At 32.4% G+C, this 11,253-nt stretch carries 11 protein-coding genes; all 11 read right to left on the reverse strand.

Annotated elements, in window-relative coordinates:
• Window positions 1–227: 227 nt before the first annotated feature.
• Complete coding sequence (locus tag K8Z87_RS13320) at window positions 228–926, reverse strand: hypothetical protein (RefSeq protein WP_227478074.1); 699 nt, start codon at window positions 924–926, stop codon at window positions 228–230.
• 154 nt (window positions 927–1,080) lie between these two features.
• Complete coding sequence (locus K8Z87_RS13325; protein WP_227478075.1) at window positions 1,081–1,959, reverse strand: hypothetical protein; 879 nt, start codon at window positions 1,957–1,959, stop codon at window positions 1,081–1,083.
• A 215-nt stretch (window positions 1,960–2,174) separates the two neighbouring features.
• Entirely contained in the window at window positions 2,175–2,981 is an 807-nt protein-coding gene (locus K8Z87_RS13330; RefSeq protein ID WP_227478076.1) for a sterol desaturase family protein, read from the reverse strand.
• A 174-nt stretch (window positions 2,982–3,155) separates the two neighbouring features.
• Window positions 3,156–3,812, reverse strand: a complete 657-nt coding sequence (locus K8Z87_RS13335; RefSeq protein ID WP_227478077.1) for a DMP19 family protein — start codon at window positions 3,810–3,812, stop codon at window positions 3,156–3,158.
• A gap of 159 nt (window positions 3,813–3,971) precedes the next feature.
• A complete protein-coding gene (locus K8Z87_RS13340; protein WP_227478078.1) occupies window positions 3,972–4,670 on the reverse strand; it encodes a hypothetical protein in 699 nt (232 codons plus the stop codon).
• Window positions 4,671–4,840: 170 nt separating this feature from the next.
• Window positions 4,841–5,305 carry a hypothetical protein gene (locus tag K8Z87_RS13345; RefSeq protein ID WP_227478079.1) on the reverse strand — a complete coding sequence of 155 codons (465 nt, stop codon included), beginning with the start codon at window positions 5,303–5,305 and terminating at the stop codon, window positions 4,841–4,843.
• A 12-nt stretch (window positions 5,306–5,317) separates the two neighbouring features.
• On the reverse strand, window positions 5,318–5,725 hold the full coding sequence (locus tag K8Z87_RS13350; protein WP_227478080.1) for a DUF6173 family protein: 408 nt from the start codon (window positions 5,723–5,725) through the stop codon (window positions 5,318–5,320).
• A gap of 892 nt (window positions 5,726–6,617) precedes the next feature.
• Window positions 6,618–7,163 carry an STM3941 family protein gene (locus K8Z87_RS13355; protein ID WP_227478081.1) on the reverse strand — a complete coding sequence of 182 codons (546 nt, stop codon included), beginning with the start codon at window positions 7,161–7,163 and terminating at the stop codon, window positions 6,618–6,620.
• A gap of 175 nt (window positions 7,164–7,338) precedes the next feature.
• Window positions 7,339–8,217 (reverse strand): hypothetical protein, encoded by an 879-nt coding sequence (locus tag K8Z87_RS13360; protein ID WP_227478082.1) that lies wholly within the window; start codon window positions 8,215–8,217, stop codon window positions 7,339–7,341.
• Window positions 8,218–8,335: 118 nt separating this feature from the next.
• On the reverse strand, window positions 8,336–8,836 hold the full coding sequence (locus K8Z87_RS13365; protein WP_227478083.1) for a hypothetical protein: 501 nt from the start codon (window positions 8,834–8,836) through the stop codon (window positions 8,336–8,338).
• Between the two features lie 189 nt (window positions 8,837–9,025).
• Window positions 9,026–11,113 (reverse strand): acylase, encoded by a 2,088-nt coding sequence (locus K8Z87_RS13370; RefSeq protein ID WP_227478084.1) that lies wholly within the window; start codon window positions 11,111–11,113, stop codon window positions 9,026–9,028.
• Between the last annotated feature and the right edge of the window lie 140 nt (window positions 11,114–11,253).

The raw sequence follows: 11,253 nt of genomic DNA on the forward strand, positions 1-11,253 counted from the left end.
TCCAAGTACCATTAAGTTTCTTTTCATTCTGACAAGAGGTCAAAATTAAAGTCAAAATTATTATGTTTAGCAGTTTTCTCAAATGTGTGGTAACGTTTTTGTGTATGGTTTCGTTGCGTTGAGTAGAAACCAAGTTACTAAAAAATACAGACATTGGCTGGCTCGCTAATTTTTCCAACGGAAAAATTCGTGAGCAATGAATTATACACGGTGTTGCCAGTAGTTTTTTAAAAATCAGTCCCAATATATTGTAATTCGTTTTCCGATTTTGATAATTGAAAATAAAAGTGACTGGTTCCATCTTCCATTGGTTCTTTAGTCCAATATTCCCTATTCAAATGATTTTCGGTTTCGTAATTTAATTTTTCAAATGTTTCATAATTTGCTGACGGAAAATCTTTTTTGTAATCTATAAATTCCAAAAAACCTTTTGATTCTCTAATTTCCTTTGCGATTCTTATTTTATCCGATTCCGAAATTTGAATTTTTAGAGTATGTGCGTAGTCCATAAATCCGCCACTTTCATTTTTCAATATTCTAAAGTTGTCTTTCAGTTCAATGTTATGTTCCGATAATAATTCCCTTGCGTCATTTTTGCTAAAAGTCCAGTCACTAATCCAAGGTGACATAAATAATAATATTAAACCAAGAGTCAGTAATAACGAAACATATTTTCCAGTTTTCGGTCTTTTAAATACTCTAAATATCCAGTAAGTCAGGAATATTATTTGAAAGGTTAAAATAAATGACCAAATAAAAATTATAAGAAATTCTAATTCCGCCAATATAGTCCAAGCAATTAATAAGCTCAAAATTGTTCCAGTTACAATTCCAGTTTTTTTATTTTCGTTTTTATAAGGAAACCAAAAACAAAGGATTGATAGTCCGAATAAAATTAAACTTGATATGATATTGAAGTGGTTCATTCAAATTACTGGCAACGTTTATGTGTATGATTAGTGGCGTTTTCAAGCACCTAATTTAGTAAATAAAAACTGAATAGAAAATCCGCGAGGGTTTTCGTAAGTAGGCGAGAACTAGCCATTAATTATACACGGTGTTGCCCACAGTATTTTATTTTCAGAGTTCAATTCCGTATTTTTTTAAAGTCGTATTAAACCAACCTTTTCGGTCTTTCCAAACGTCATCTGTTCTTAATTTATCTATCGCAATCTTTTTAAATTTTTCTTTTTTACTTTCCAATAATGTTTCTATAAATGAGTGCAAATAGAATACTTCATTTTCGGTTTGAAATTTAGCTTTCGGAAAGTCAGTTTTCAAATAGTTTTCCAATTCCTGCGAGTATTCAGACGAGTAGTATTTTCTTAAATAATCAAATGCATATGAATTATTCTTATTAAAAGCCAATTCCTCAATTCGTGGTAAATAGCTTTTTTTATGTTTTCTATTCTCAAAAGTTCTGTCATAAAGTAGCCAATAAACTTCTTTTTCTGAATAGATAATTATGCTATCCAATTTTTCCATTGTCAAGTCAGTAGCAAGTGCCTTTTGCATTGCTAAATCCTGTTCATAATTATTGCCTTTAATTTTTCGAGACGCTTCTATTCTGATTTTATTCCAATATTCGTGATAAATGATTGATGAAACAGGTTCGACGTCCATTATACAACCCTCGAAAGTCTCAACCATTTCATTTTTCCGTAATTCAGTTGATAGTAATTCAGGAACGTTTCCTTTTTGAGACTGAATGAGTTCAAGCGAAGCGTAAGTCCGAAGTGTTGGGTTCTTGTGTTTTGATAATTCGATTAGTTCTTTGTCGGATAATTTTTTCTTTAATTTTTGAAATCTTGTGTATTGTGGACTTACCACACAGCCATATCCGACACAATCAGCTTCCACTCTATTAACTTTAACTATAGAGTCAGTCAGTTGTTCTTTTGTTTGCGAAAAACAAAGACTAATTGTCAAACTAAATATTATCGTGAGCAGTTTTTTCATATTGTGGGCAACGGTCTTGTATATGGCTCGTAGCGTGTAAATTAGCAATTATTTTCGGATTAAGCACAAGCCAGATTTTTAAATTTTACTATTTATTTTTTTATTGGAAATCGTCAAATTTAAAAATTTGGCGACTTTCCAAATACGTCTTAACTTCGATTAGGCAACTACCAAGCTATGAGCTATATACGGTGTTGTGTGTTCGTGCATTAATTTTATTTATCAAGACGTTTTATGTTTATAAATGGACTTATCAATAAATACCAAAAACTTTGTTTTTTAGCTCCTTCAAATTCTATTAATCCATATTTTATTTTATCAACAGGTAATTCTTTAAAGGTGCCAAATAATTTATCCCAAATAATAAACATATTTCCGTAATTGGAATCTGTGTATTTTTGGTCTTGATGATGGTGTACTTTATGAAAATTTGGTGTAACGAATATTTTTCCAAAAAATGAGTCAACCCAGTTAGGAAAACCAAAACTAACATGATGTGCTACGAATAATGGCATGTAAAGAATCCAACGAAGAATAATTATTTTTATATCCAAACCAAATAAAATTCCAGCTACAAAAACCGAAGCATTATCCAAGATGACATCAAAAGGATGTGCTCTAAAAGAAGTCGAGCTATCCATTTTTGTATCACTGTGATGAACTCTATGCAAACGCCAAAACAAATGCCATTTATGATTAAGGCGATGCGCCCAATAACCTACAAAATCAATTGCTATAATTCCAACAATAATTTTTATTATATATGGTAATTCAATTTGGTTGATTAAACCAATATTATTTTCAGCAACCCAGTTAAATATAAATACAAAAAGAGATGCAAACAGTATGTTCAAAATTATGTAACCTGCCTGCAAAATAATACTATGAAAAAGGTGTATACTATTTTTCTTAATAGCCGAGCCGTTTTCTAATAATTGTTCGATAGTAAAGAAAATTGCGAGTAATATTACGAACATTTTATCTGCGTCGATACTTATTAGGCTTTCAATAATATTATTCATTTATGTTATTTTTATGTTTTGACCGCATGACACACAACGGAATTGTGTATGGTTTCGTTGCGTTGAGCAGAGACTAAGTTACTAAAAAATAACAGACATTGGCTAGCTTGCTAATTTTTCCGAAGGAAAAATTCGTGAGCAATGAACTATACATGGTGTTAGCCACAGTATTTTTTATTTAGTAGTGAATTCGTTTTTATTTTCACGAATATATTTTATTCTTAAATCTCCTATTTTTTCTAATTCATATAGTTTGTAAAATTCTGTATCCAAATCGTTGAGAGGATTACCTTTGTATGATTCACTAAAACTTTCCATTGTCCCATCGTCAAATTCCTCAATTCGTTCCTTGTTTTCGTTAAATATTTTATTCGCACGTTTGGTTAATTCAGAGAATTTTTCCGCTCCAATAGTTTTTAGTCCGATTTTAGCCATTTCAGCGTATTGACCACTAGAATTAAAATAGAATTGGTTAAATCCACCATTGTTAACTTCTCCTTCAAGAATCCAAGTTGAAAAGAATGCTTGCTGCCCTTTAGTTAACTTCTTTACATTCTTCAATTCATTTTGATAATCTTCTCCAATAATTTCGTAGATATTATCAAAAATTGTTTGTTCCAATTTATCGTCAGGAATTGAGTCTAAAATTTGAGAGGTGAGTTTTTTATAGATTTTCCGATTTTTAAATTCCTTAATTCTATTTCCTGATTCTTCGAGGAATTTTTCAAATTCAACATCTTCTTTTGATTTTTCAGGTTCATTTTTCTCTTTACAACCAAAAAAAAATAAAATAGTACTTAAAATCATTATCGTTAAAATCTTTTTGCTCATTGGTAGGTTTTTATTGTGGCTAACGGTCTCGGCTATGAGTAGTTGCGTGGGTTAGCACTTAACTTTGCAAGTACACACCAAACTGAAAATCCGCTAGGATTTTCAGAAGTAGGCGAGAACAAGCAATTACTTATAGCCATTGTTAGCAGTAGTTATTTATTATGGTCCTTGTTCAATTATTTCTAATACTGTTCCTGTATCAATATCTGTTTTAGCTTTTACCCAATTTCTAACGACACCTCCAAAAGCATTTTTTCCTCTGTAAGTTGTTCTTACTACCAAATGACTTCCCATATCCCAATAAACAGTCTCATCGTGTTCATAACTATCAGGGTCATTCATAGCTTTTTTAATCAGTTTAGTTAGTTGAATATGAGAACCATCCCAACCACTTAATTGCTTTTCAATTAGTTTTTTTCTTTCAGCTTGTACTTCATTGACGTAATTAATAGCATTTTGTTCCTCAAAACCTGCAAATAAAACTTTGTCTGTTTTTTTGTCCGATACAAATGATACATTCGCAGAATCTAAATAGACTACCCAATATTGATTATTAGTTCCGTCTAATGTTTTAGGTGAACCCCATTCATCCCATTTGTCATAAGGTACTTTTTTGCCGACAAGAGTATTTAGTGAATCAATTCCAATATTTAAAGGGTCATTTAATTCAGTTATAGTATTTTCTGTTTCGCTCGGTGGGTCTGCAAAAATTCCGATAAGCACAAATAGTCCAAATAAAATTAAAATCGGTAGGCAACCGAATTTGAATATTTTTTTGTTAATTTTTTTTCTTTTTTCTAATGCTTCAGGACTAATGTTTTTTCCGCCCGTCCAAGCTTCTTTGTTTGTTTTGCTCATTTTTTGTTTGGTTAATTACTGCTAACGTTGTTGTGTATGGTTAGTTGCGTGTTTCAGCAACTAATTTAGTAAACAAAAACGAACGCGAGAAAATTCCGAAGGAATTTTCCAAATAAGCACTTACCAAAGCAATTAATTATACACGTTGTTGTAGCCAGTTTTTATTTTCGTTAAGTTTGATGTTGTTCAACTTTTGTTACTTTTCCGTTTTCAAAATATATGTCCAAAACGTCTGGGTCAATATTAAAAAGTCCAGGAACAAATCCAAGTTCATACGCAATGTGGTTTTCATTGTATGAGTAAAAATCTTGTCCTAATAATTTTGTTATTTCTTCTTTAGTTTTTCCAATTAGTATTTTACTTTCAATAATATCCTCTGACATTCTATATCTTTCTTCGACATTTGTTTCCCATTTTTGTTTGTCAAAATCGCTTGATGGATAATATGATGCTGAAAATATCCACAAATAAATTATTCCAATGTAAATTATTGGGCTAAAAAATATTGTCGGAATTAGTGCAACAAATTTTCTGTTTTTTTCATTTCCGAGGTTCAGTTTTTTTAAAATCCATTTGCATAAAAAATAAGTTGGAATCGCAAGTATCAGAATTATGAATGGAACTTCAATGCTCATTTTTATCAGATTTTATTCTTCTTTATTTTTAAGTTCATCCAATTCTTGAGATAGTTTATAACCAATTCTCGTTCTTTCTGGGATTCGCTTTAATTTAATCAGAAGTATACTTATCTGATTTACGTGTTGAATAAGTTGGACTTTTTGTCCTTTACTATCTGTTCCATAAAAGCAAATCAATCTAGGATTCCAATATCCTAAATCCTCTACGTGTATTATTATAGATTCACCAAATGACACAAGTTTTGCACCAACTTCCTCAGAATCTGTCAAATCCTTTTCAAAGTCAATTATATATTTAGCAAGTCTTTCGTAGTAAGCTCCAGCTAAATATGGTTCATCTTTATTAATAATTGGAAAATTTGGAATCATAGGCTCTATTTTCGGAAAGTTAAATTGCGTAATATTATCTAAACTCATATTTCTGTTTTTTTTCTCAAATTCTGACTAACGTAAAATTATGTTGCTGAAAATCAGTAGTTTTATAATGTTCGAGTTTTTCATTTTTGCTTAAATTTTCAATCTCAATTTACTCAATTTTTCGTTAGCATACGTACTGAAGTTTTTGAGATCTATGAGGGATTGGCTACAACGGTCTCGTATAAGAATAGTTGCGGGTTTACGTGCGAGGATTTTCCGTAGGAAAATCAGACGTAGTAAACTTGCAACTACCTTTGGTTAAGCCCAAAATTGAGCAATTATTTTTATACATTGTTGGCAAATCGTTTTTTATTTTCATATCGTTTGTATTCCGATTAATAGAGTTCCAACAATTATTATTAAAAGTCCGAAAGAAAACAGTTTGTCAGAATTTTTCACGTGTGGATTTTCAGCACCAAATCCGTTATTTATTTCGTCTGAATTTCTCAAAAAGAGAATAAAATCTCTTTTGTGCATATTTTCACTAATTTGTTTAAAAATTCGATCAAAAATCCAATAGATTATTGGGACGCAAAATCCGAAATACATAATTCGGTCATTCCTTAATTCTGTTTTAGAGTATAAAAACCCGAACAATCCGATTGTCAAAAGTCCGACACAAATCAGCCACACAATTTTCGGTTTCATCCATTTCGTTTTTCTTGTATAAAGAATAAAGAAACTAATTCCGAGTGCTATTCCAATTCCGATTATACTATTATCCAATTCAGTTTATTTTTCTTTTCCGTTAAGTTGCTCTCAAATGTTTGCCAACGGTTTGTATAAGATTAGTTGCGTGTTTAAGCACCTAATTTAGCAAATACAAACCGAATAGAAAATCCGAGAGGATTTTCGTAAGTAAGCTTGCACTAGCAATTAATTTTATACGGTGTTACCCAACGTTTTTATTTTTTTTATATTCCGTTTGAATTAGTTTCTCAAGTTCTCCAAAATCATATTTCAGCGTATTTGATGTAATCGAAAGTGGTGTTTCGTACATATTCATATTCGCTTTCATAAGTCTTGCCTGTATTCCGTTTTTTGCCTTTCCAATATATTTTTCGGGGTTCACAATGTCAATCAGAAGAAATTTTGTTGACATAACTTGCTTCGTTCTGATATCCGAAATGTCATTCCATTCTATGAGTCCAATACTTGAAGCATTTGAATTGTCCGTAATTCCTTTTGAGTCGATAATCAGTCCAACTTTTTTGTCAAATAGTTTTTTAATTCCATAAATTCCAGCCGCTCCAAAAAACAGAATTCCAACTATTCCGCCGATTCGGATAATTTCAGGATTAGTAATTCTAAAAATATTAGGAATAAATCTTTCTGGATTAGTTGCAATCCAAATTCCGCCAGCGACAAATGCAATTGCTGCTAATAAAAGTAAAATTATTTTCTTTTTGCTTAATGGTATTTCAATTTTGTTATTCAATTTGTCTGATTTTGAGTGAGTTAAATGTTGGGTAACGTGTTCGTGTATGGTTAGTTGCGTTGGCTAGAACTAAGTTAGTAAAATAGAACGAACCAGAGGAAAATCCGCAGGATTTTCCGAGTATGCACAAAAGAGTAATTAATTATACACGTTGTTAGGCACAGTATTTCACTTTTCAGAGTACAATTCCGTGATTTCTTAATGTTGTTTTAAACCATCCTGATCTTTCTTTCCAAACACTGTTGGCTTTCAATTTATCTATCGCGATTTTTTTGTACTTCTCATCTTTACTTTCCAGTAATATTTTGATAAATGAGTGCAAATAGAAAACCTCATTTCCCTTTTTAAATTTTGCTGTTGGAAAATCAGTTGTCAAATATTTTTCCAATTTCTCTGAGTATTGGTCTGAATAATGTGTTTTGATATAATCAAAAGCGCAAGCGTTATTTTTAATAAAAGCCAATTCCTCAATTCGTGGTAAATAACTGTCTTTATGTTTTCTATTCTCAAAGACCCTGTTATAAAGAATCCAATCAACTTCTTTTACGTAATGTATAATTAAACTATCTAGCTTCTCCATTACAAAATCAGATTCGAGTTTTTTCTTCATAGCTAAATTTTCCTCGTAGTTATTTACATTTGTTTTTCTTATAGCTTCAATTCTGATTTTATTCCAATATTCGTGATAGATAATTGAAGATGTTTTTTGAACGTCTATAATGCAGCCTTCAAAGGTTCTCACCGTTTTATTATTATCTAATTCATTTTTAAGCAATTTTAAAGCGAAATTAGGATCGGAATTAATTAAGGCTTTAGAAGCATAAGTTCTTACTGTAGAGTTATTATGATTTGTAAGCTCGACTAATTCTTGTTCAGATATTATTGCTTTTAATTTTTCAAAATTTTCATATTGCTTAGATTTTTTACAACCAAATCCAATACAATTAGAATCCACTCTGTCAACTTTAATGATAGAAAGAAGAAGCTGCTCTTTTGTCTGCGAAAAACAAAGACTAATCGTTAATGTAAGTATAATGTTGAGTAATTTCCTCATATTGTGCCTAACGTGTTTGTATATGGTTTGTTGCGTGGTTTAGCACGTAATTTAGCAAATACAAACCAAATAGAAAATCCGCGAGGATTTTCGTAAGTAGGCTAGTACTAGCAATAAATTATATACGGTGTTGCCACACGTTTTTTATCAGTCGTTTTAATTTTCTGTCAGTTATTCTCAATTGTACAAATCCACATTTTCCAGCTACTCCATAAACCGCTTGTGCAGTTTCCTTTTTAAATTCTGTCCATATCCGTTCCACATTTTCCGCATTCAGTTTGTCCACAACAATGCTTAATTCAGGTCGGTCATTCAGATTTACAATAATCGAACGTCTTTTTTTGTAATGAAAGATGAATAAAATTTTACAACCACATTCAATTCCATTTTCGTTTTTATGTTCGTTGAAAATAGTTGGTGAATGTGCTGTCTTAATTTTCGGTTCAGATTGTTCGTAAATCGAATCAGATTTGATTTTAAATTTAATTAATTCAATCCGTTCCGCTTTGGATTCCGCTTTTTCATATTCTGCTTTCCATAGTTGATTTTCCGATTGTAAATTACAATCAGAATTTTCGTTTTCTTGAGAGTAAGTCATTCCGAAAACTAAAATTGTCAATATGTGTAGAATTTTTTTCAAATGTGTGGCAACGGTCTCGGCTATTAGTAGTTGCGTGGGTTAGCACTTAACTTTACAAGTACACACCAAGCTGAAAATCCGTGAGACACGAGCGAAGCGAACTGGCGCAAGCAATTTTCAGAAGTAGGTGAGAACAAGCAATTACTTATAGCCATTGTTAGCCATTCGTTATTTTTTTTCGCGAAATCCATTCTCAGTTATTACCTCAATTCTGGCAGTATTTGATTCAACTTCAGCTTTTGTAAACCAAGCATCACGCAATTCTTTTTTAGAGAACAATTCTAACTGGTCACCATTATGAGGGGAATTTTTCTGAGTTGCATTTCCGTAAGACAATAAAACTTTTGCTTTTACCTCATCTCCGAACTCAATTACACCGACCCAAGAATCGCCACCACCAACAAACATGTTTTTGTCATCAGCTCCACCAGGCCAGGCAACACGAAAAACGCCCATAGATCCATCAATGCCATTTGCAGGTAAATTTTTACCGTTATAGTTTATTCTATAATACTCGCCCCAAGGCGTATCCAAACTGCCAAATTTAGCATCAAGCTCTATCGCCGTTTGTTCTAAAAGTTTAACTGCCTCATTTGGGTCTGAAAAACCATCTGGGGTGGTATTTGGTTTATCCATGCTCCATTGTTCGGCGTAATTAGAGGATTTCCTAACATTAAATTTTCTTGCCCAACTATAAAACAGAAGCATCCCTTTACTATCTGCGTCTGCTTCTCGATCCCATTTTTCTAAAACTATTTTTGCCTCTTTTGCTTTTTCTGAATCAGAGGCGTCAATTGCGGTAAACAAATCATCTAAAATTCTATCTGCTACTTCTAAACGTGTTGATAGCTTATAATCAACTAATTCATCAAAGGTAATTGATTCATCTTCTAATAACATTCTAGCCGAACGTTGTGGTCTAAAGGCCATGTTTTGAGGTGCCATATAGCCTGGGTAGTCCGCAGGATTCAGAGTCATTGGTATGGTGCTTGTCCAAGGTGGATCATTTGCATTTTGAAGCCATCCATTCATTGGGTTTTTTATTTTGGGTAAATCGTCATAATCGTGAACTTCTGTCCATATATCAACAGATTTCCCTCCAGGGATTATACGATCCCAATATGCCCAGGAATCATTGGTTCGTTTAGGTACTAAACCATTAAATAAATAGAAAATTTCACCAGATTTATCTGCATACATAACATTCCAAAATGGTATTTGCGCCATTTTTAAAGCAGATTCAAACTCATCAAAGCTTCTGCTATTTATCATTCTCCACCATTGTAAAAGCATATTTGGCCGATCTAATCCAACCATGCGTAAAGCTAAAACCTTGTCTTCTTTTTGACTGACAATAGGTCCATGAATGGATTTAAGCAATTGTATTTCTTGCGCTACCAATGAGCCATCATTCTGTTTTACTTGAATCATTTTTTTTGAGGTTTGAAATTCTTGTACTTCTCCATCGAGTACATAACCACCATCTTTTAACTCTAATTCATAAGTATCGGCATTATCTATAGTATTGTCTGTGTGACTCCAGCCTAAATGTTCATTAAATCCAATAGTAATACCTGGAAAGCCAACTAAGGTAGTACCATACATGTTTTTGTTTTTTAAATTTAAGTGTGACTCAAAAAAGAGAAATTCTTGCCACCATGGTAAGTGAGGGTTTTGTACTAGCATAGCATTGCCAGACGCAGATCGTTGTGGACCAATTGCATAGGTGTTACTTCCCATATCTGGCCATTGTTGTACCCGACCTAAATCGCTGCCCCCAATAAATCTCGAGAAAATAACATACATACTGTGCATATTTACGTCTTTTGTAGTTAAGGGAAGAACGATCTTATTTTTTTCATCTATGGCTTCAGGATACGCCAATGCATAGGCATTTAAGCCTTCAACGAAAGATTTAAAGATTAGTTTTGTTTCGGGATCTTGTTTTGATTCCCAATCATCAGCTAGATCACCAAAACCAAGTGTATGTATTAGCATATCATTTTCGAATTTATCCTTGCCCCAATATTGGGCACCTTTTCCTCTAGAGCTTCCGTAAAGTTCTAAAATAAGGTTGGCATGATTATGCATTTGAGCCCACCCTTGGGCAAAGAATAATTCTTCTGTAGTCGATGCAGTAATATGTGGAACACCCCAGGTATCCCATGCAATTTGGGTTTCTATTTTTTTTTGTTGGGTACATGAAATAGTTAAAAAAGAAACTACAATAAGAGTAAAAAGAATATTGGTTTTCATATTTCGTTTATTTAGAAGTTGGTTCTGTTTTTCGTAATGATGGCTAACGTTTATGTATAAGGTTAGTTGCGTGTTTCAAGCACTAAAGTTAGCAAATAAATCACAGATAGAAAGTCCGCGAGGACTTTCGTAAATAGGCT

The organism is Winogradskyella immobilis (assembly GCF_021887715.1).
GTDB classification, from domain to species: domain Bacteria; phylum Bacteroidota; class Bacteroidia; order Flavobacteriales; family Flavobacteriaceae; genus Winogradskyella; species Winogradskyella immobilis.